This is a genomic window from Corynebacterium matruchotii (assembly GCF_011612265.2).
GTDB lineage: Bacteria > Actinomycetota > Actinomycetes > Mycobacteriales > Mycobacteriaceae > Corynebacterium > Corynebacterium matruchotii.
The window spans coordinates 1,073,647-1,093,974 of the sequence record NZ_CP050134.2 but is presented as its reverse complement, the minus strand read 5'-3'; the positions used below and the strand labels follow the sequence as shown (position 1 = coordinate 1,093,974).

The 20,328-nt window shown below is 59.5% G+C and carries 16 protein-coding genes; 7 read left to right on the top strand and 9 right to left on the bottom strand.

What is annotated here, in order from left to right; genetic code table 11:
• Positions 1-10: 10 nt before the first annotated feature.
• A complete protein-coding gene (ptsP, locus tag HBA49_RS04950; protein ID WP_005526155.1) occupies positions 11-1,717 on the bottom strand; it encodes a phosphoenolpyruvate--protein phosphotransferase in 1,707 nt (568 codons plus the stop codon).
• 517 nt (positions 1,718-2,234) lie between these two features.
• Between ptsP and HBA49_RS04945 the strand changes: the two genes are divergently transcribed.
• The 4 genes from HBA49_RS04945 (at position 2,235) to HBA49_RS04930 (ending at position 6,665) form a co-directional block, all read left to right on the top strand.
• Positions 2,235-3,038 (top strand): DeoR/GlpR family DNA-binding transcription regulator, encoded by an 804-nt coding sequence (locus HBA49_RS04945; protein WP_005520874.1) that lies wholly within the window; start codon positions 2,235-2,237, stop codon positions 3,036-3,038.
• Positions 3,035-4,000 carry a 1-phosphofructokinase family hexose kinase gene (locus HBA49_RS04940; protein WP_005520873.1) on the top strand — a complete coding sequence of 322 codons (966 nt, stop codon included), beginning with the start codon at positions 3,035-3,037 and terminating at the stop codon, positions 3,998-4,000. Before HBA49_RS04945 ends, HBA49_RS04940 begins: the two co-directional genes overlap by 4 nt.
• 102 nt (positions 4,001-4,102) lie before the next feature.
• The gene (locus HBA49_RS04935; protein ID WP_005525590.1) at positions 4,103-6,178 is read left to right on the top strand and encodes a PTS fructose transporter subunit IIABC; all 2,076 of its coding nucleotides are present in this window, start codon (positions 4,103-4,105) and stop codon (positions 6,176-6,178) included.
• Between the two features lie 220 nt (positions 6,179-6,398).
• Positions 6,399-6,665, top strand: coding sequence for an HPr family phosphocarrier protein (locus tag HBA49_RS04930; RefSeq protein ID WP_005520871.1), 267 nt, complete (start codon positions 6,399-6,401; stop codon positions 6,663-6,665).
• 136 nt (positions 6,666-6,801) lie between these two features.
• Here HBA49_RS04930 and hutI read toward each other — a convergent pair whose 3' ends face one another.
• The 5 genes from hutI to HBA49_RS04905 form a co-directional block, all read right to left on the bottom strand.
• Complete coding sequence (gene hutI, locus HBA49_RS04925) at positions 6,802-7,983, bottom strand: imidazolonepropionase (protein ID WP_005526000.1); 1,182 nt, start codon at positions 7,981-7,983, stop codon at positions 6,802-6,804.
• A 4-nt stretch (positions 7,984-7,987) separates the two neighbouring features.
• Entirely contained in the window at positions 7,988-9,676 is a 1,689-nt protein-coding gene (locus tag HBA49_RS04920; protein ID WP_005525740.1) for a urocanate hydratase, read from the bottom strand.
• Positions 9,677-9,890: 214 nt separating this feature from the next.
• Positions 9,891-11,111, bottom strand: a complete 1,221-nt coding sequence (locus HBA49_RS04915) for an RtcB family protein (RefSeq protein ID WP_005526606.1) — start codon at positions 11,109-11,111, stop codon at positions 9,891-9,893.
• 160 nt (positions 11,112-11,271) lie between these two features.
• Positions 11,272-12,819: a histidine ammonia-lyase gene (hutH, locus tag HBA49_RS04910; RefSeq protein ID WP_005526092.1), complete on the bottom strand. Its 1,548-nt coding sequence runs from the start codon at positions 12,817-12,819 to the stop codon at positions 11,272-11,274.
• 117 nt (positions 12,820-12,936) lie between these two features.
• Positions 12,937-13,674, bottom strand: a complete 738-nt coding sequence (locus HBA49_RS04905) for an IclR family transcriptional regulator (RefSeq protein WP_005526485.1) — start codon at positions 13,672-13,674, stop codon at positions 12,937-12,939.
• A gap of 20 nt (positions 13,675-13,694) precedes the next feature.
• On the opposite strand from HBA49_RS04905, the gene hutG reads away from it, so the two are divergent.
• Positions 13,695-14,633: a formimidoylglutamase gene (hutG, locus tag HBA49_RS04900; protein ID WP_005525860.1), complete on the top strand. Its 939-nt coding sequence runs from the start codon at positions 13,695-13,697 to the stop codon at positions 14,631-14,633.
• Here hutG and HBA49_RS04895 read toward each other — a convergent pair.
• Positions 14,630-15,925, bottom strand: coding sequence for a uracil-xanthine permease family protein (locus tag HBA49_RS04895; protein WP_005526021.1), 1,296 nt, complete (start codon positions 15,923-15,925; stop codon positions 14,630-14,632). The two genes, hutG and HBA49_RS04895, sit on opposite strands and share 4 nt — an antisense overlap.
• 57 nt (positions 15,926-15,982) lie before the next feature.
• Positions 15,983-17,452, bottom strand: coding sequence for a GTPase HflX (hflX, locus tag HBA49_RS04890; RefSeq protein WP_081455692.1), 1,470 nt, complete (start codon positions 17,450-17,452; stop codon positions 15,983-15,985).
• Between the two features lie 465 nt (positions 17,453-17,917).
• Here hflX and HBA49_RS04885 point away from each other — a divergent pair, with 465 nt between their 5' ends.
• The gene (locus tag HBA49_RS04885) at positions 17,918-18,679 is read left to right on the top strand and encodes a hypothetical protein (protein ID WP_005520858.1); all 762 of its coding nucleotides are present in this window, start codon (positions 17,918-17,920) and stop codon (positions 18,677-18,679) included.
• Positions 18,680-18,717: 38 nt separating this feature from the next.
• Positions 18,718-19,272 (top strand): hypothetical protein, encoded by a 555-nt coding sequence (locus tag HBA49_RS04880; RefSeq protein ID WP_005520857.1) that lies wholly within the window; start codon positions 18,718-18,720, stop codon positions 19,270-19,272.
• Here HBA49_RS04880 and HBA49_RS04875 read toward each other — a convergent pair.
• Positions 19,265-19,924 (bottom strand): pyroglutamyl-peptidase I, encoded by a 660-nt coding sequence (locus tag HBA49_RS04875; protein WP_005525836.1) that lies wholly within the window; start codon positions 19,922-19,924, stop codon positions 19,265-19,267. The two genes, HBA49_RS04880 and HBA49_RS04875, sit on opposite strands and share 8 nt — an antisense overlap.
• Positions 19,925-20,328: the final 404 nt, after the last annotated feature.

The window sequence follows — 20,328 nt, the reverse complement described above, 5'->3', positions numbered from 1 at the left end:
CGGCAATTATTTAGGCCTTATCGCCCAACAGCAGTTCCCGAACCAGGGCGCGAGCGTTCGTTGCCCCTTCAGCATTCAGGGCCACTTCGGCGGCCTTCTGACAGGTCTCCAGGTCGACAGCGGCAAGCTGAGCACCCACACCAGCAATGGCGGTGGAAGCGGCAGACAGGGAGTTCACGCCTAAACCAGTCAAGACGCAGGCCAGCAGCGGGTCGGCGGCTGCCTCACCGCACACGCCCACGGCGGTATTGAACTTCTTGCCTTCCTTACAAGTGTGATCGATGAGTCGCAGCACTGCCGGCTGCCACGGGTCGGTCAGGTAGGCCAGCTGCGGGGACATGCGGTCCGCAGCCATGGTGTACTGGGTCAGGTCATTGGTACCGATCGACACAAACCGCAGGTGCGGCATAATCTTATCGGCCATCAGGGAGGCAGCCGGCACCTCAATCATGGCGCCGGCAGTCAAGCCCCGATCCCCGCACAAGCCGGCAAACCACTGGGCCTCCCGGGCGGTAGCCACCATGGGGGCCATGACCCAGGTTGGGGCGGTCTCTTCGGTACGGCCCAACTCGGAAGCGGCCTTAGCAATGGCATCGAGCTGGCGGGTCAGAAGCGCCTCGTTGGCGCGGGCCACACGCAGACCGCGCACACCCAAGGCCGGGTTCATTTCGTCGGCCATGGAGGCAAAGGCCACCGGCTTATCCGAACCAGCATCCAGGGAGCGAACCACAACCTTGGAGTTCGGGAACTGCTCCAGCACCTTCTTATAGACCTCGGCCTGCTCCTTGACTGACGGTTCGGTGGTGGCGTTCAAGAAGCACAGCTCGGTGCGGAACAACCCAATGCCTTCTGCCTGGGATTCCGTGGCAGCAATGCGGGCGGCCTTGCCGTCTTGCACATTGGCCAGCAATTGCACATGGTGCCCATCCTTGGTCTTGGCTGGACCTCGCCACTGGGCGACCCGCTCGGCCTGCATCTTGGACTCTTGCTCGGCCTGAACTGCGGTTTCCGGATCTGCGCCAAGAGAGATCGTCCCCAGGGAGCCGTCGACAAGCACCGGGGTGCCTGCGACAACGCTATGAATCTGAGAACCGGCTGCCACGATACAGGGAACATTCAATTGGCGGGCAATGATGGCGGTGTGCGACGTCGGACCACCCAGTTCCGTGACCAAGCCCACGAACAAATCCACGTTGAGGGCGGCGGTATCGGCCGGGGACAGGTCGTCGGCGAAGAGCACTACTCGCTCGGTCACGTCCGGCAAACCTGGCTCCGGCTCGCCACGCAGCTGCGCAATGACCCGGTCGCGGATATCCCGAAGGTCTGTAGTGCGTTCTGCCATCACGCCGCCGGCGGCTTCGAACATTGTCACGAATTTAGTGGTGGCTGCAACAACAGCATACTCTGCCGGGTGACCACCGGTAATACCCTTCCGCACCGCCTTACGCCAACCACGGTCATTGACCATACCGGCGGTTGCCTTGAGCACCTCGGCTGCTGCGCCCTTGGCGTGTGCTGAACGCTGAAGAAGCCGCTCGGCCACAACGTCTGCCGCATCATTAAACCTGCTGAGCTCAGCTTCCCGCTGGTTTTCCGCCACAACTTGACCAGCCTTGGGTAGTTTCGGGCGAGGGCTGATCCATACTGCCGGCGCATAACGCACCCCGGGGACCACAGCAGTACCTTTTAATACAGTGTCAACGCTCACGTTCTTCAACGTATGCCACCTATCTTCACATTGGAGTTCCTGTTAGAACTAGGACACCATAAAATCCACACTTCCGCAATAGAAACAAAATCAAAGTCACAAATTTTGTTGTGATTTATCGCATTTCACGCCAATATTTCGAGAGTTTTTCTGAATATGATTGACAATCAAAAATAACCGGGCATAAACTAAGCATGGATTCCCACATTTTCGGGTGATTATGGGTCGGTAGCTGAACTACAACCGGAAATTCGGGGAAAACGTCCCCGCAAAAATTTTTAGTATGTTGTTTCCCACATTTAAACCCACACCATAGGTTGCACGCTCTACATTAATAATAGGAGTGCTTATAGAAATCATTTCAATCCCCATATTGGTAACTATGATTTGCAGAGTGGTTCCTAGGTTTTTACTAAAATTTTCACCCCTACCACTAACCCCATAAACCCACTTCAATGTGAGTTTTCACCATTCCGCACTTCAGCGGCATATCAACATCGCTACAACGTCAGGAGGTAGCCAACACGTGGCAACAGTCGCGCAGATCAACGGGCGCCAATCGACAATTGTCGCAATCACCAATGACACCGGCCGCTGCTCCGTCGCGGATCTTGCCGAGCGCTTCTGTGTCACTGCCGAAACTATTCGACGTGATCTGAAGTCTTTAGAGGCCAAGGGCCTGCTCCGTCGAGTACATGGCGGCGCCGTCGCCGGCGCTCTCACCCCGCAATCAGACCTTGTTGCCACCGACGATGATGATGAGCTGCCCATTCAACAATCCCAGCGGCGGAAAAACCTCATCGCCCAAAAAGCAATCGAACTCATCCCCAGCCCCACCGCGGCCATTTTCATTGATGCCGGCTCCACCACCGAGGCCTTCGCCAGTACCCTGGCGCATAATTATCGGGGACAAAACTGGAGCATTGTTACCAACTCTCCCAATGTTGCCCACACCGTTGCCGCCGTCGGTGTTCCTCAAGTCACTATTCTGGGCGGCACCATTAAGGCCCGCACCCAAGCCGTCGTCGGGCCAAATGCTGTGGAAACCCTACGCAGTCTCCGTGCAGATATCGCTTTCATGGGGACCACCGCTCTCAGTCTTACCCACGGGCTCACTACCTCCGACCCGCGGGAGGCGGCCGTGAAAGAAACCATGATTTCCCAATCAAATCACGTGGTAGTGCTCTGCGACTCCACCAAGCTGGGTCGGGAATCGAATGTCCAATTCGCCAAGCTTTCCGACATTGACGTCGTGGTTTCTGACCGCAATGTGCCGCCCGATTTTACGTCCAAACTCCACCCCTACGACACAAGTATGGTGATTCCGTGATACTCACACTAACCCCCAATCCCAGCATTGACGCCACTTTCCAATTGACCGGCACCCTCATCCCCGGCGGAGTCAACCGGCTATCATCGGCTACTTCCGTTGCCGGTGGTAAGGGCATCAATGTTTCCCACGCCATCTACAAGGCACAACACAGCACTCTTGCTGTGTTCCCAGCCGCAGCCGGGGACCCGTTCTTGAGCCTGTTGGATAACACCAAGGTTCCCTACCAGTGCACCCCAGTCAGCGATCCGGTGCGGGTCAACACCACGCTTGCCGACCCGGCCGGAGAGACCACCAAGGTCAATGGTGTGGGCGCGGTGCTCACCGAATCCGACATCACCGCTATGGAAAAAACCCTGGTGGAGCATGCTCAACAGGCTGATTGGGTAGTCATGGCTGGCTCCCTACCGCCCGGGGTGCCCGAGAATTGGTACTCCCACCTGGTGGACCTCTTGCGGGCCCAAGCCCCCAACGTCAAGATCGCCATCGACACCTCGGATGCACCCCTATTAGCGGTTGCCCATGACCTGGAGAAGCATCATGCCGACATCATGACCCCCAACAGCCTAGAGCTGGGGCAGATCGTGGGGGTTTCGGGCACCTCGCTAGAGGCGGAAGCCCTGGCCGGTAACTATGAGCCGGTCATTATTGCCGCCACCAAGCTGGTCAAACGCGGCCTCCCCATGGCGCTCATCACCTTAGGGGCCGCCGGCGCCGTGCTGGTGACTGACAACGGGGTGTGGTTGGCTACCTCGCCACCGGTGACACCACTGTCGACTGTTGGCGCCGGTGACTGCACCTTGGCTGGTTTCGTCATGGGCATTTCCGATGGGCTGAGTCCCGAACGAGCTTTGGCGTTGGGTGTTGCTTATGGTTCTACCGCAGTGACCCTGCCTGGTACTACTATTCCCACCCCAAACCAGGTTGATGCCGACCGGATCACCATCCGGGCATTGGTCTAAAGCTACTCACTTCCTATCCCTTCTAGTTCATTCATCCAATTAATCGAGCCCCGGTCCTGGTTTGTGGTTGGGGTTGGGGCTTGACTGTAAGGAATAATCCCTATGTCTGATTCGTCAATAATTTCGACAGATCTTGTCGAACTTGATGTTGATTTCGGCTCCGACACAACTGAGGTGATTACGAATCTCGCCAAGGTTGTTGCCGATGCCGGTCGGGCCACAGACGCCGAAGGCCTTGCCAAAGATGTGCTGGCCCGGGAGTCGAAGGCCGCCACCGGCGTCCCAGGCGGGGTCGCAATCCCCCACTGCCGGTCCGCCTCCGTCACGGAGCCGACCTTAGCGTTCGCCCGATTAAAAAACCCCGTAGACTTTGGTGGTCCCGACGGGGCTGCGAACTTAGTGTTCATGATCGCCGCCCCCGATGGTGCCGGCAAAGCCCACCTCAAGATCTTATCCAAATTGGCCCGTAACCTGGTGCGCAAGGAATTCATTGAGGCATTACGTGGTGCAGCCACCAAGGAAGAACTCGTGGAATTGGTCACCGATGTGGTGGCCGGCGCCCCGAAGAAAGCCCCGGCGGACGAGCCTGAAGGCGCCAGCGCCAAGGACGACGACGGCCTGACGCTCGTCGCCATCACCGCCTGCCCCACCGGCATTGCCCACACCTACATGGCTGCCGACGCCCTAGCCATCGCCGCAAAAGAAATGCCCGGCGTGACCCTGCATGTGGAAACCCAGGGTTCTTCCTCTATCACACCGCTGCCGGAAGACATTGTGAAGAAGGCGGATGCCGTGATCTTCGCCACCGACATTGGGGTGAAGGATCGGCAACGGTTCGCTGGAAAGCCAGTGATTGAATCCGGCGTGAAGCGCGCCATTAACGAACCGGTGAAGATGTTGGAAGAGGCCGTCGCGGCCACGAAAAACCCCAATGCCCCAAAGGTGGCAGGTGGTGGCAGCTCATCATCCTCCGACAGCAGCGAGGCTGCCGAAGGTGGGTTAAGCGTCGGCAAGCGCATGCAACAAGCCGTGATGACCGGCGTGTCCTACATGGTGCCGTTCGTCGCGGCCGGTGGTCTGTTGCTTGCGCTGGGTTTCCTCGTTGGCGGCTATCAGATCGGCGAACAAGTCAATGGTATCGATCCGTGGAAGCAATTCGTCACCGAGTACTCCCTGACCAATTTGCCGCCCACCACCGTTGATTTCGATGGTAAGGAAGTAGCATTCGCATACCCAGCCTTTGCGCTGTACCTGGGTTCGGTGCTCTTTGCCACGGGCCAGGCCGCCATGGGCTTCGTCGTGGCCGCCCTGTCTGGTTATATTTCCTACGCTATGGCTGGTCGCCCGGGTATCGCCCCAGGTTTCGTCGGTGGTGCTATCTCCGTGACCTTGGGTGCTGGTTTCATTGGTGGCCTGGTCACCGGTCTGCTGTCTGGTGCTGTTGCCATGTGGTTGGGCAACCAAAAAGTGCCGAAGGTGCTGCAATCCCTCATGCCGGTGGTCATTATCCCGCTGGGCACCTCGCTGGTCGTTGGTCTGGTAATGTTCCTGCTCTTGGGTCGGCCACTGGCCGCAATTCTCAGTGGTCTGCAAAACTGGCTGACCTCCATGTCCGGCAGCTCCGCCTTGCTGTTGGGTGTGATTCTCGGCCTGATGATGTGCTTCGACCTGGGTGGTCCGGTGAACAAGGCAGCCTACCTGTTTGCCACCGCCGGCCTGTCTACCGGCGATGAAGCATCGTTGAAGATCATGGCCGCCGTCATGGGTGCCGGCATGATCCCACCGATCGCCTTGTCGATCGCCACCATGCTGCGCAAGAACCTGTTCACCGCCGCCGAGCAGGAAAACGGCAAGTCCGCCTGGTTGTTAGGCCTGTCGTTCATCTCCGAGGGCGCCATCCCGTTCGCCGCCTCCGACCCGCTTCGGGTGATTCCGGCAACCATGGCTGGTGGTGCGGTCACCGGCGCTATCTCCATGGTGTTGGGTGTGGGCTCACGCGCCCCGCACGGTGGTATCTTCGTGTTCTTCGCCATCAGCCCGCTGCTTGGCTGGATCATTGCCCTGGTCGCCGGCATTGCGGTCTCCACGGTACTGATTATTGCCCTGAAGCAATTCTGGCCGAATAAGACCCTCATGGCCCAGGCTGCCAAGGATACCGCCCAGGCAGTCGCTGCATAGGAGCTGCATCATAATACGGATTTTCCCAGTTCATCACTCATTTTGTGCCGATGCCGGAAAATCCGTATGTGTGAAATATCAAATACTTTGCCCATTTTGTGGCGGTTGCCTCTAAAACCTCATAGAATCGGGCACAGACGTTGGGAAGAAAAACTTCCTACGTAAACGAAAAATAATCCCGTCTGCATCACATGAGTCAGACACTACGAAAGGACCATCTATGGCCTCCAAGACTGTTGTCGTCGGTTCCCAGGTTGGGCTGCATGCTCGTCCCGCTTCCATCATCGCCGAAGCAGCTGGCGAATATGATGAGGAGATCTTCCTGTTCCTCGAAGGCGAAGAGGATGATGAAACCGATGCTGCTTCCTCGCTGATGATTATGGCGCTTGGTGCCGAAAAGGGCGACAAGGTCACCGTCAAGTCTGATAATGCTGAGGCAGTGGAGAAGATCGCCGCTCTCATCGAGCAGGACCTCGACGCCCAGTAGTCGAACCTTCACGCACTAAAACCCCACCGGTGGTTCATGTTATTTTTGAACCTCCGGTGGGGTTTTAGCTATTTTTTAGCTACCGCACTGACTCGGTGCTATCACGCCGATGGGACGCGATCACACCGACACGGCATCATCGCACAGGCACAGCATCGATGAATGTGCCCCAGGTCAGCGGCATTCCCGGGCGGTAGGCCAAATCAATTGCATGATTCGTGTTTAATACATGCAGGTTACAGCGTGCCCCTACCGCCAGTGTGCCCACCGCCGGCCGGCCCTGCGGGTCCACTCCCCCACCCACATCATGTCGGCGTAATGCCTTCGCCCCGCCACGGGTGGCCGCGGTAATGGCCTCGTCCAGGCTGAGCCTCATTTGCAACACTGCGGTGGCCACGCAGAAATTCATCGACGACGTGTATGAGGTGCCCGGGTTGAGATTCGATGCGATAGCCACATGCGCCCCGGCGTCGAGCAGCTGCCGGGCCGGGGCGAACGGTTCCCGGGTAGAAAGATCACAGGCTGGAAGCACCGTTGCCACGGTGTCGCTGACCGCCAGGCGTTCCACGTCCTCACTGTCTAAGTAATTCACGTGATCCACGCTGGCCGCCCCCAACTCGCAGGCCAACCGCACACCGGGGCCTGCGCCCAATTGATTGCCGTGCACCCGCAACCCCAGGCCGCGCGCCCGACCGGCTTGCAGCACCTTCCGGGACTGGGACTCGTCGAACGCTCCCTGCTCACAGAACACGTCAATCCAGTGGACGTAGGGGGCAACCGCATCCAGCATGTCCCCGCACACCAGGTCCACATAGTCGTCCGGGTCTGCCCCGACCGGCGTCACGTGGGCCCCCAGGAATGTCACGTCATCTACCCCGGTGGCGGCAATGCGGGCAGCTCGGCGTTCCGATTCCACATCCAACCCATAACCGGTTTTGGTTTCCAGGGTGGTAGTTCCCCCGGCGCGGGCGGCATTGATCCGGTCGTGTAGTAGTTGTTCTAATCGGGTGTCGGTGGCGGCCCGGGTAGCCGTCACTGTGACGTTAATTCCGCCTGCCGCGTAGCTTTGTCCGGCCATGCGGGCTTCGAATTCTGCCGCGCGGTTGCCGTCGAAAAGCATGTGGGTGTGGGAATCGACCCAGCCGGGGAGTACGGCGCGTCCGCCCAGGTTGATGCGGGTATCAGCGGCAGGTGCTTGGGTGGTGGGGCCGATCCAGGCGATACGGCCGTCATCGGCGACGATTGCTGCGTTAGCGAGGGTGCCGAGCGCCGACACGGTGCGTAGTTCGCTAATGTTTTCGAATAGGACTGCGGTCACGCTGTTATCCTTGGGTTTCTCGGCTGTGGAATTCCATGGGCATGGTGATGCCGCGTTCGGCTGCGACTTCGGCGGCCCGGTTGTAGCCGGCGTCGAAGTGTCGTACCACGCCCATGCCGGGGTCGTTGGTGAGTACTCGTTCGAGTTTTTGTGCGGCTAGTTCGGTGCCGTCGGCGACGCATACTTGGCCGGCGTGGATGCTGCGGCCGATGCCGACGCCGCCGCCGTGGTGGATGGATACCCAGGTTGCTCCGGAGCTTACGGCGGTGAGGGCGTTGAGGAGGGGCCAGTCGGCGATGGCGTCGGAGCCGTCGAGCATGGCTTCGGTTTCGCGGTAGGGTGAGGCGACGGAGCCGGAGTCGAGGTGGTCGCGGCCGATGACGATGGGTGCCGAGATTTTTCCTTCGGCAACGAGTTGGTTGAAGAGCAGCCCGGCTTTATGTCGTTCACCGTAGCCTAGCCAGCAGATGCGCGCTGGTAGGCCTTCGAATTCTACGTATTCTTCGGCCGCGTCGAGCCACCGGTGAAGGTGCTCGTTTTCGGGGAAGAGTTCTTTGAGCGCTTGGTCGGTGACGCGGATGTCTTCAGGGTCGCCGGAGAGGGCAGCCCAGCGGAAGGGGCCGAGGCCTTCGCAGAAGAGGGGTCGGATGTAGGCGGGCACAAATCCGGGGAATTCGAATGCGCGTGCGTATCCGGCGTGGCGGGCTTCGTCGCGGATGGAGTTGCCGTAGTCGAATACTTCAGCGCCGGCGTCTTGGAATTCCACCATTGCTTGGACTTGTGCGGCCATGGATTCCCGGGATTTTTTCGTGAATGTTACGGGGTCTTCGGCGGCTTCGGTGTGCCAGGCTTCGAAGGGGACATCCCGGGGGAGGTAGCTGAGGGGGTCGTGGGCGGAGGTTTGGTCGGTCACGATGTCGATGGTGATGTCACCGGCGCGTTGTCGGGCGAGCAGTTCCGGGAATACGTCGGCGGCGTTGGCGACGACCCCGATGCTGAGCGCGCGTTTGTCGGCTTTTGCCTGGTTGGCCTGGGTGATGGCGTCGTCGAGGTCGGTGGCGATGGTGTCGAGGTAGCGTTTTGCGTGGCGGCGTTCTAAGCGGGTTTTGTCGACGTCGGCGATGATGCAGACACCACCGTTGAGGGTGACGGCGAGTGGTTGGGCGCCGCCCATGCCGCCACAGCCACCGGTGAGGGTGATGGTGCCGGCGAGGCTGCCGCCAAATCGTTTGCGGGCGATGGCGCCGAAGGTTTCGAAGGTGCCTTGGAGGATTCCTTGGGTGGCGATGTAGATCCAGGAGCCGGCGGTCATTTGGCCGTACATGATGAGGCCTTCGGCTTCGAGTTTGCGGAATTCGGGCCAGGTGGCCCAGTCGCCGACAAGGTTGGAGTTGGCAATGAGGACGCGGGGTGCCCAGGGGTTGGTTTTCCAAACGGCGACGGGTTTGCCGGATTGAATGAGGAGGGTTTCGTCGGTGTTGAGGTCTTTGAGGGCGGCGATGATGGCGTCGAAGGCGTCCCAGTTGCGGGCGGCTTTGCCGGTGCCGCCGTAGACGACCAGGTCGTTAGGGCGTTCGGCTACCTCGGGGTCAAGGTTGTTCATGAGCATGCGCATGGGCGCTTCGGTTTGCCAGGATTTGGCGGTGAGGGTAGTGCCGCGGGGGGCGCGGACTTCCCGGGGGCCGGCGGTCATGGGTTCTCCTTGGGGTTTTCGTCGTTGGGGTCAGGCCGGGCCGGCTCGGGGTCCAGCGGTGGTGGCGCTGGGGCTATCACCTCGATGCCGACGGGCTGATTCTCCCCACTTTATCGCGTGGCATGGGGGTGAGGGTAGCGGTTTTGGGGGTGGTTTGTCCGAGATACCGGACGTTTTAGGGCTGGTGTTTGCTTGACGACGCCCACATGGGTGGTTAGCCCTTGACGCAGAGGAGGGTCGTGAGGTTGGTTTCGACAGTCACCAGGTCTTGTTCATAGGCGAGGACCTGGTCGAGGTTTTTGTAGGCGCCCGGGATTTCGTCGAGCACGCCTGGGTCTTTACGGCATTCCACCCCGGCGGTTTGGTGGGCAAGGTCGTCGAGGGTGAAGCTGCGGCGGGCCTCGCTGCGGCTCATGATTCGGCCGGCGCCGTGAGATGCGGAGCAGTAGGCTGCCGGGTTGCCGAGGCCGCGCACGATGGCGGCCCCGGTGCCCATGGATCCGGGGATGATTCCCCACTCACCACTGGTGGCGCTGATGGCACCTTTGCGGGTGATGGCCAATTCCACCCCGTCGTGGTGTTCTATGGCAACGTAGTTATGGTGGCAGTCGATTTCCGTGGTGTAGCGCACTTGGGGCAGGAGGTTATGGAGTGCGGTTTTGATGGTGGCCATCATGATGGTTCGGTTGAGAGCGGCATAGTTTTGGGCCCAGGTGAGGTCGTGAAGGTAGTCCGCCCATTCGGTTTGTTCCGCCCCGGTGGCGTCTTTGCGGAGGATGACGGGGAGGTTATGGTTGGGGCCGTGGCGGTTCCAGTCCAGGGTTTTTGCCCGCCCAATGTGGCGGTGGGCGATTTCTTTGCCAATGTTTCGGGAGCCGGAGTGCAGTGTGAGCCAAATGGTTTCGGTGGTGTCAGCACAGAGTTCGATGAAGTGGTTGCCGCCGCCCAGGGTGCCGCATTGGCGGATAGCGGTTTGTTCGCTTGCGGACACGTCGACGCTGAGGTCGGTGAAGCGCCGGAAGTGGCGGGTGAGTCGTTGGCGGATGAGCCCGTGGGTTTTCAGAATGGGGGCACGGGTGGTGTGGTGGTTGGGGCCGACCGGTATCGCGGCTTCCCATGCGGCCCGGAGTGGGGCAAGGTTGTTGGGAAGATCGCTGGTGGTGAGGTTGGTGCGGACGGCCATCATGCCGCAGCCAATGTCGCCGCCGACGGCTGCGGGGGATACTGCGTCGCGCATGGCGATGACGCTGCCAATGGTGACGGCGGCGCCCACATGCACGTCGGGCATGATGGCCACCCCGTGGGTCCAGGGCAGGTCGGCGACCGCCCGGATTTGGCGTTGTGCCGCATGATCGACGTCGACGAGTGGCGCCCAAATGCGGGCGGGCGCGTGGGTACCAGGGAGGGTTTCGGGCAGGCCGAAGGGATGATGCATGATGAGACTCCTTGTGTGGGAACGACACGACTGGTGCGCGCACCACCGGCAGGGGTGGGGCGCGCTGGTGGGGTGGTCAGTCGGTCAATTACACGGGAGTCTCCTTACATGTCTGCTTGTTACTGTTGCAGTTCGGCGCGGCGAATGCAACTTGGTGGTGTTAGTGCAGCTCCCCCACCGCGTGTTTAGCAGCGGCGACCAGGCTGCCGTCCATGACGAGCGCCACGACTTCGGCGATTTCGGGGGCCAGGTAGCGGTCCGTGCCGGGGCCGGCCACGGTTTCCCGCAGGCGCGCCACGACTGCCCCGGTGCCCGGCGCGGGGGTGTTCGTGTCGTCGGTGGTGCGGAGGTCGATGGCGCGGGCGGCGGTGAGGATTTCGATGGCGAGAACGCGGGCGAGCCCGTCGATGCTGCGGCGGAGTTTCCGGCCTGCGGACCACCCCATGGAGACGTGGTCTTCTTGCATAGCGGAGGAGGGGATGGAGTCGACGCTGGCTGGGGCGGCGTTGCGTTTGAGTTCGGAGACGATGCCGGCTTGGGTGTATTGGGCGATCATGTGGCCGGAGTCGACACCGGGGTCGTCGGCGAGGAAGGCGTTGAGGCCCCGGTTGCGGGCGACGTCGAGGAACCGGTCGGTGCGGCGTTCGGAGATGCTTGCCAGGTCGGCGACGGCGATGGCGAGGAAATCGAGGACGTAGGCGATGGGGGCGCCGTGGAAGTTGCCATTGCTGACGACTCGCCCATCGAGGGTGACCACCGGGTTGTCGATGGCGGCGGCGAGTTCCCGGTTAGCGACGGTGGTGGCGTAGTCGGCGGTGTCGCGGACCGCCCCGGTGACCTGCGGGGAGCAGCGGATGGAGTAGGCGTCTTGGACGTGGTTGCGTTGGAATTCAGTGTGGGCGGCGGCGAGGATGCCGGAGTCGGCGACGAGGGTGCGAATGTTGGCGGCGCAGCGGGCCTGCCCGGGGTGGGGCCGGAGTTGTTGCAGGTCGTCGGCGAAAACCGTGGGGGTGCCGCGGAGGCCTTCGAGGGTCATGGCGGTGGCAATGTCGGCGGTGGTGATAAGGTTTGCCAGGTCCGCGAGGGTGAGGCAAAGCATGCCGAGCATGCCGTCGGTACCGTTGATGAGGGCGAGGCCTTCTTTTTCGGCGAGGATGAGGGGGGTGATGCCGGCGGCGGCCAGGGCGTCGGCGGCGGGGGTTTTCGTGCCGTCGGCAAGCCGAACGTCGCCTTCGCCCATGAGTGCGAGGGCGCAGTGCGCGAGGGGGGCAAGGTCCCCGGAGCAGCCGAGGGATCCGTACTCGTAAACGATGGGGGTGATGCCGGCGTTGAGGAGGGCGGCATAGGTTTCCACCACCACGGGGCGAACACCTGTTCGGCCAGTCATGAGGGTGGAAAGCCGGAGCAGCATGAGGGCGCGAATGACGTCGCGTTCTACCTCCGGACCGGATCCGGCGGCGTGGGAGCGCACCAGGCTGCGTTGCAATTGGGTGCGGAGCTCCTGGGGAATATGGCGGCGGGCGAGGGCGCCAAAGCCGGTGGAGACCCCGTAGACCGGGGTGGGTTCCGTGGCGAGTTCTTCAATGTGCTGCCGGGTTTTCGCCACCTCCGCCAGGGCGGCGGGGTCAAGGATGATGGGCGTATCGTGTCGGGCCACATTCACCACGTCGGTGATGGTCAGTGCGCCGATGCCAACGGTAATGGTCATGGTGTTCTCCTGATTATGCTATCGCTTACAATAAGGTGCGGCGGTTACCTCACCTTTTGTCCCCTCATGCGATAGCCAGGCATAAGGTGTGACCACCGCCGAGACTAGCATGGGTTTCTAGGCGGCACCAAACAATGTGGTGTGCACTTGCTGCGCCCGTCGACAAGTTTCCGCCACCAACTCGGCATGCTTATCGACGCCCACCCCTGGGGTAAACGTCACGGCCAGGGCCGCGGCCGGCCGCCCGGTGTGGTCCAGCACCGCCGCGGCAATGGAGCTCTGCCCCACCGACACTTCCTCGGTTTCTTCGGCCCACCCCCGCAACCGCACCTGCTGCACCATGGTGTGAATTTTTTGCCACTGCCGGCCCAAACCGGCGGCATCGACCCGGGCCTTCAGCTCCGCGTCGGGCAGAGCCGCCAGCATCGCCCGCCCCGACGCGGTGCGTTCCGCCGCTAACCGCACCCCCACATCCGTGATGAGGGATACCGCCGCCGTGGAGCGTTCCTCCAGCACATACAGCACCTCCATCCCGGAGGAGAGCCGGGACACGTGGGCGCTGCCGCCCGCCAGTTTCGCCAGCGCCTGGGCGTGCCGCGTGCTGGCCCGCACCAGTGGTTGTTGGGTGGAATACGCTTGGGCCAGGGAGTATGCGGCCGCCCCCAAACCATAGGTGCGGTGAGATTTCAGGTGCATGACAAACCCCGCATCAACCATGACTTTCAACAACTGGTAGGTGGTGGATCGGGGTAGCCGTAGTTGGGTGGCGATCCGGGCCGCCGAAATCGGCGCATCGGTGGTCATGAGCAGACGCAGTATGGCAAGCGTGTGGGTGGCTGCGGGCACCTTGGACATGAAGATCTATCCTAGAGCACATGACCGAATATTTTCATTGGCACGGCCGCGACGATAGGCCGGGCGACGAACATGCCCGCTGGTTCACCACCATCATTGATGCCGAGGCCGAGCCCGTGCCGCCGAACGCCATCACCCTGGTGGGGTTCGCCTCAGACACCGGGGTGGCGCGCAATCACGGCCGGGTGGGAGCCGCGACCGGGCCCACCGCTATTAGAGAGGCCCTGGCGTCACTGGCTATCCACGACGATAGGGTTCGGGCCGACGCCCACACCATTACCTACACCAACACCTCGGACCTGGAGGCAGGGCAGCAGCAGCTGAGCGACACCGTGGCCGCCCTGCTTGATAATGGTTCCGGCACCGTGGTGACGCTCGGCGGCGGGCACGAAACATCTTGGGCCTCCCACCGGGGCTTGCGGCAGTCCCACCATGGTGACGGCAAATCCATTGCCATCATCAACCTCGACGCCCATTTTGACCTGCGCACCAGCGATATTGCCACCTCCGGCACCCCGTTCAAACAGATCGCCGACGCCTGGCCGCATGACTTCCACTACACGGTACTGGGTATTTCCGAACCGAATAACACCCGCATCCTGTTTCAGACCGCCGACCAGTTAGGCGTCACCTATGTCACCGACGATGCGTTGGCGGACCTGACCGCAGCCGAGGCCGCGGAACTCGTCACCAAAGCGGCCGCCACCGCGGACATCCTGCACCTCAGCATTGATCTTGATGTGCTTCCCGCCCACGTCGCCCCCGGGGTGTCCGCCCCGGCCACCCTGGGAGTGGCCCTCCCCCAGGTTCGCGCAATGTGCTTGGCTGCCGCCCACACCGGCAAACTCCGACTCGTCGACGTGGTGGAGCTCAACCCCACCTATGATGTGGATGGTCGGACCGCGAAGGTAGCCGCCCGACTCATCCACGACATCACCACCGTGCTCCCCCACCCCTAGAATCGTGCGGTTTTCCCCTCACCCATGGTGGTATAAAGCCACCGTAACAGGGGATAACCAGCGATAATCCCCACCGACCCCCAGGCAATACCCTCCAGGTGAATGCCAAACACCACAAGTGTCAGGTTGCCGATACCCGCCACCAACGCCACAGCAGCAGCTATCAAATTCACCGGATTGTTAAAGTTCACCTTATTGTCCTGCCAGATTCGCACCCCCAGCATGCCAATCAAACCATAAAGCACCAGGGCCGCACCGCCTAACACCCCGGCCGGAATCGTGAAAATCAGCGCCCCAAACTTCGGCACAAACGCCAACCCCACCGCCGTGAGCGCCGCCACCCAATAGGCCGCGGTGGAATACACCCGGGTTGCCGCCATCACCCCAATGTTCTCCGCATAGGTTGTCGTCCCCGAACCCCCGAAACCACCAGCCAGCACGGTCCCTAAACCATCGGCGATGAGCGCATTTCCAGCCTGGGCATCCAAATTCCGGCCCGTCATCTCCGACACCGCCTTCACATGCCCCACATTTTCCGCAATCAAAACAATCACCACCGGCAGCGACACCATCACCGCCGACAAATGAAACTCCGGCGTGTGAAACTGCGGCAACCCCACCCAGGGGGCAGCCGCGATTGCCGCCGACGCCCCCTCCGAAAGATTCCCGGTGACCGCGGCAAACACCCATCCGGTGATGACCCCCAACAAAATCCCCAACCGGGCCACCATGCCCCGGCCAGCCACGGTGAACACCATGATCGCCCCTAACGTCACGGTTGCCACCATGGGTTGCGTCGCAAAGTTCTTCGTTGCCGACGCCGACAAATTAAACCCAATCAGCGCCACAATCGCCCCCGTTACCGCGGGCGGCATCACCGTATCAATAATCCCCTTCCCCAGGCGTTTCACCACCAACCCCACCGCCATGAGCGCCAGGCCCGCAGCCACCACCCCACCCAGCTGCGCCCCAAACCCTAGGCTTTTCGACGCCAACAACGGGGCAATAAACGCAAACGACGACCCCAAATACGACGGCAGCTGGTTCCGGGTTATCACCAAAAACACCATCGTCCCCACCCCGGAGAATAATAATGTCGTATTCACCGGGAACCCCGTCAAGGTGGGAACCAGCAGCGTCGCCCCAAACATGGCAATCACATGCTGCATACCAATGCCAATAGTGCGACCCCACGACAGCCGCTCATCCGGGGCCACCACCGCACCAGGTTGAATGGTCTTGCCATCACCATGGATCGACCACCGAAACAAACCAAAAGAAGATGTGCTCACGAACCTTTATTATTACTGGCCCACCACAACCTAACCAAACATGCTACGTAACCGGGCTTAGCTGGCGGTATCTGTCGACACCTGAAACTCGGCAAGCTCCGCCGCCAGCTCCGCGGCCAGGCGCACATCAATCCGGGTGCCGGCCTCCGTGTACTCCTCACGCAACACCGTCCCATACTGATGCACCCGCGACACCACATCCCCCCGGGTAAAGGGAACCAGCAGCTCAACATGCGAATCCAAGCTGTTTAAAAACAACTCAATCCGCGCCTCTAACTCGCTAATCCCCTCACCAGTATGCGCCGACACAAACACCACATCATCCACAGCATGCCGCAGCTCCACTAATACCAGTGGGTCGGCCGCATCAATCTTATTCACCACAATGATCTCCGGGGGCGCAGTCTCCCCGTATTCCTGCACGATCTCACCAATGACCTTATTCACCGCGGCAATCTGCTTCAGAGGGAACGGGTCGGAACCATCCACCACGTGCAACACCAGGTCCGCACCAACCACCTCCTCCAGCGTGGACCGAAACGCCTCCACCAACTGGGTTGGCAGGTGACGCACAAACCCCACCGTGTCGGTAAACACCACCGTTCGGCCATCCGCCAATTCGGCGCGCCGGGTGGTGGGGTCCAGGGTGGCGAATAAGGCGTCTTCTACCAGCACGCCGGCACCGGTGATGGCGTTAATGAGGGAGGATTTTCCGGCATTCGTGTAGCCGGCAATGGCAATCTGCGGAATGGTCGACGCCCGCCGGCGGGAACGCTTGATCTCCCGCGCGGTCTGCATGCCGGCAATCTCTTTCCGCAGCTTAGCCATGTCGGAGCGCAGCCGGCGCCGATCCGCCTCAATTTTGGTTTCGCCGGGGCCCCGCAACCCCACGCCGCCGTTCGAACCCCCGGCGCGGCCACCAGCCTGGCGGGATAGCGCACCACCCCAGCCGCGAACCCGGGTAATCAGGTATTCCATTTGGGCAAGCGATACCTGGGCTTTGCCTTCCTTGCTTTTGGCGTGTTGGGCAAAAATGTCGAGGATGAGCATGGTGCGGTCAATGACCTTGACGTCAAGGGCCTTTTCCAGGGCAATCATTTGGCCGGGGGAAAGCTCACCATCGCAGATCACGGTATCAATATTGGTGGCCTGAACGATGTCTTTGAGTTCTTGGACTTTACCGGACCCAATGTAGGTGCCGGGGTCGGGCCGGTCGCGTTTTTGGTAGAGCATATCAACGACTTCGGATCCGGCGGTTTGGGCGAGGGCCGCAAGTTCACGCATGGTGGCTTCAATTTCGGCGGTGGTGCCTTCGGTCCACACGCCCACCAAAATGACCCGTTCGAGGCGGAGTTTTCGGTATTCGACGTCGTATCCGTCGTCTTGGTCGGTGGCGTAGATGTCGGAGCTGCCGGAGATGCGGCGGAAAGAAGACCGTTCTTCGAGGTCAAGCTCACCGGTCGTGGGCACGCCGACCATGGGCATGCTTGCTGTAAGCACGCCAGTTGCGGCTGTATCAGCAGACATGCCGGAAACTGCGCCGGTTGCGGCTACGGAAACCCCATGATTCTCAACTACGTCATCGGTGGTTACCATTGCAATGTTGGCAGGTGGTGTGGTGGCATCGGTCGATACCGTGGTGAGGGTGTGGTCTTTGAAGGCTTCCTTGATGAGTTCTTCGTGTGTATTGGTGTGGGTTGTCTGGGTATAGGGTTGATGGGAAGTGTTTTTTGGCATACTTTCAGTCTTTTATTGCGTCTTTTTGTAGAATTTTATGGTTTACCAGCAAGCACATGAAGTGCTACAGCCCCCGATAGGCCTAAAATTGTTCTCGGAATTCTATGAGTAGCTAATTATTGACCCTCTTTGTGGGGGGTGGATTCCGGGATACTTGGCCAAAAAATGGCGGAAATCACAACAGGTGTAACAATAGCATCTCAACCATCAATACGATGACTATTTCTTAGACTTCAGCACGTACAATGTTGTGCTATGAGCAATGATCTTGTGGCTTTAGGCATGAAATTCGACAAATGGCAGGATGCCGTCGAAGCTGCCATTAGCACTAATAAGCTTAGCGTCACTGGTGAAGTTAGGGGCGGCCAATTAATTCAGTATGCGGATTCTTCTGGTGCACAGATCAATATTCTAGCAGTGGAACCGTTTGCCACATATGCCGGGTTCGATTCGGTTGCCATGAGTTTTGCACACGTGACCATGTTGAACGATGTTCTAGCATTATGCGACATCATTGACTATAACGGCCAGGCTGTTACTTCGTTAACATGCAATCTGGCGCAAGGCCCACTCTTGGTGGACGAACCAGAACAGCGGTGGCAACAGGTCGCTATTACCGCTCTCGCTTCGGCGGAAGATTTGCGATACTACCCCACCGTTGACGACTATGTTGCCGAGACCGGAAACCAGCCCGGATTTTTGGATTCTGATGGGATTTCGGTGGTTGCTGATGGTAATGGTGCAGCTCACCCGGATGCTGGGGCGTCGTTTAGCGCACGGGTGCTCGATGCGGATTACCGCACCAATGCACTCACGGGGCAGCGATTCATTCACGCCACGGTTGACGGATCGTTCGCCTATGATGTATGCCTTCCCGACTCCTTAAATATTACTGAATTGCCTAAGAAAAACAGTGTGATTGCCGGGCGGGCGGTCATGGTTGGTTCGCTCTTGGCACCACAGGGGTGCGGTTCTGGTGGTTGCGGATCCGGCAGCTGCGGTTGTGGTGGTCACTAAGGCTTCAGTAGCGAAGTTGAGCGTAAGGTTTGCGTTAAGTGGGTGAGCTACAAGTGCAAGAGATAGAGGCAATTGACGATTACGACTCCTCGGGCATCGCCTGGCCGTGGGTTGCGATCGCTGGTGCCTGCTTGTTATTGGTTGCGTTGCTGCAAATTGAGGGGGCAGCACTATCCTGCCTCATTTTGGTCGCGTCGTTTTTATTGTCGCGTTATCATCCATATTCGCAGGAAACGGCTGCGCTGAAGGCATCTATTGTGCTTTCTCGGGAGGATATTGAGGATACCCTACGGAAGTACGAGGATTTTTTATACAAAAACGATACGGAATCTATTGCGGATCGCACACTACACCGGCCAGCATTGGCCGATGAGAACTGTACCGATCCCGATATTTCTTCGTTTCATTTTCTGGCGAGCACTTCCCGACGGTTTGTGCCTAGGCTCAACGATCGGCTCAGTCGAAACCTCAGCATCCAGCAGTTGGAGTCGCTGCTCAAACTCACCGATGTGCGGGCGCTAGAGCTCAAGGAGGCTTGGTTACAGGCGCGACAATCTGCCCAGCGTCTGGGGAAGAACTACCAGGCTAGCTAAGCTTGTCGACGAACATCCACACCGTCTCAGCTATCTTCTGTACCGCATCCGCCGGATCAGAAACCGTAGGAGGCGTGGAGGTGTCGGCTTCCATGCCCCTCACTTCACCGGCCACATCCCCATCGGCGGCTGCCGTAGCTGCATCATTGCCAGAGTGCAGGGCGGGCACGTGCATGAATAAGGTGGGGAACGGTGAGCTGTAAAGATGATAGGCCAAATGGTTGCAGACAAAGCCACCAGGGTTGGCGCTTAATTCCATGGGCCAGGGGGTTTGCCGCAAACTAGCCACCACTGCCTTGGGCCAAATAGGAAAGTTCGTGGCAATGGTGGGAATACCCCCAGGAATGATGGCCTTGCCCTTGGGTTGGAAACCATCATTGTCGGGAATGGTGGCTTGCTGTTGGTTATAGGCCTGGGTTTCCACATTGATGCTGTTACGGGTGGCGTCTTCACCGAAGCTGAGGATAATGTCGGGGCGAAATTGTTTAGCGGTAGAAATGGCAACCTTATGGGAGTTGGCGAAGGCCACCGGCAATTCCAATACTTGGGTTTTATGGTTAGGCAAGAGTTCCGCGAGATTCGTGACAACGGCCAAACTAGTGTTTTCCGTTGCGCCATTAAAAGGACTGAAAGCCGTCAATAGGATTCTCATGAGATACCTCCAGGTGTCACAACATAGAATATGGGCTAGAAATAAATAATGCTGTGTTCAGTCTATTCAAATAAAAAATCAAAAGAGCAAACGCCATCTAGAATAGTGTTATTGAAGCGAGATTGGGACGATTCATGGCATAAGTTTTTCGACAGCAACCGAAAGTTTATGTACCACAATTGCAGCAAATTATGCATGTCATGGCGGCTTAACATAAAATATGGCCACCCTGATATGGCCCCTCACTAAGGGGCAAGCTGAGAATACTACTCGAATGTGAAAACATCTTCATCTTTGCAGATAATCACCCAGAATTATGGCAGCAGACCTAAGTTTGGGCTAAGGAAAGGGTGTTAGCGCTATTATCAAATTTAAATATCTTTGGTATTCTCAAGATGAAATCT

Excerpts from the sequence above, each read along its gene's own strand:
- HBA49_RS04930 (WP_005520871.1), top strand. The coding sequence starts at position 6,399 with ATGGCCTCCAAGACTGTTGTCGTCGGTTCCCAGGTTGGGCTGCATGCT.
- HBA49_RS04885 (WP_005520858.1), top strand. The coding sequence starts at position 17,918 with ATGAGCAATGATCTTGTGGCTTTAGGCATGAAATTCGACAAATGGCAG.
- hflX (WP_081455692.1), bottom strand. The coding sequence starts at position 17,452 with ATGTCTGCTGATACAGCCGCAACTGGCGTGCTTACAGCAAGCATGCCC.
- HBA49_RS04905 (WP_005526485.1), bottom strand. The coding sequence starts at position 13,674 with ATGTCCAAGGTGCCCGCAGCCACCCACACGCTTGCCATACTGCGTCTG.
- hutH (WP_005526092.1), bottom strand. The coding sequence starts at position 12,819 with ATGACCATTACCGTTGGCATCGGCGCACTGACCATCACCGACGTGGTG.
- HBA49_RS04875 (WP_005525836.1), bottom strand. The coding sequence starts at position 19,924 with ATGAGAATCCTATTGACGGCTTTCAGTCCTTTTAATGGCGCAACGGAA.
- HBA49_RS04935 (WP_005525590.1), top strand. The coding sequence starts at position 4,103 with ATGTCTGATTCGTCAATAATTTCGACAGATCTTGTCGAACTTGATGTT.
- hutG (WP_005525860.1), top strand. The coding sequence starts at position 13,695 with ATGACCGAATATTTTCATTGGCACGGCCGCGACGATAGGCCGGGCGAC.
- HBA49_RS04920 (WP_005525740.1), bottom strand. The coding sequence starts at position 9,676 with ATGACCGCCGGCCCCCGGGAAGTCCGCGCCCCCCGCGGCACTACCCTC.
- HBA49_RS04915 (WP_005526606.1), bottom strand. The coding sequence starts at position 11,111 with ATGCATCATCCCTTCGGCCTGCCCGAAACCCTCCCTGGTACCCACGCG.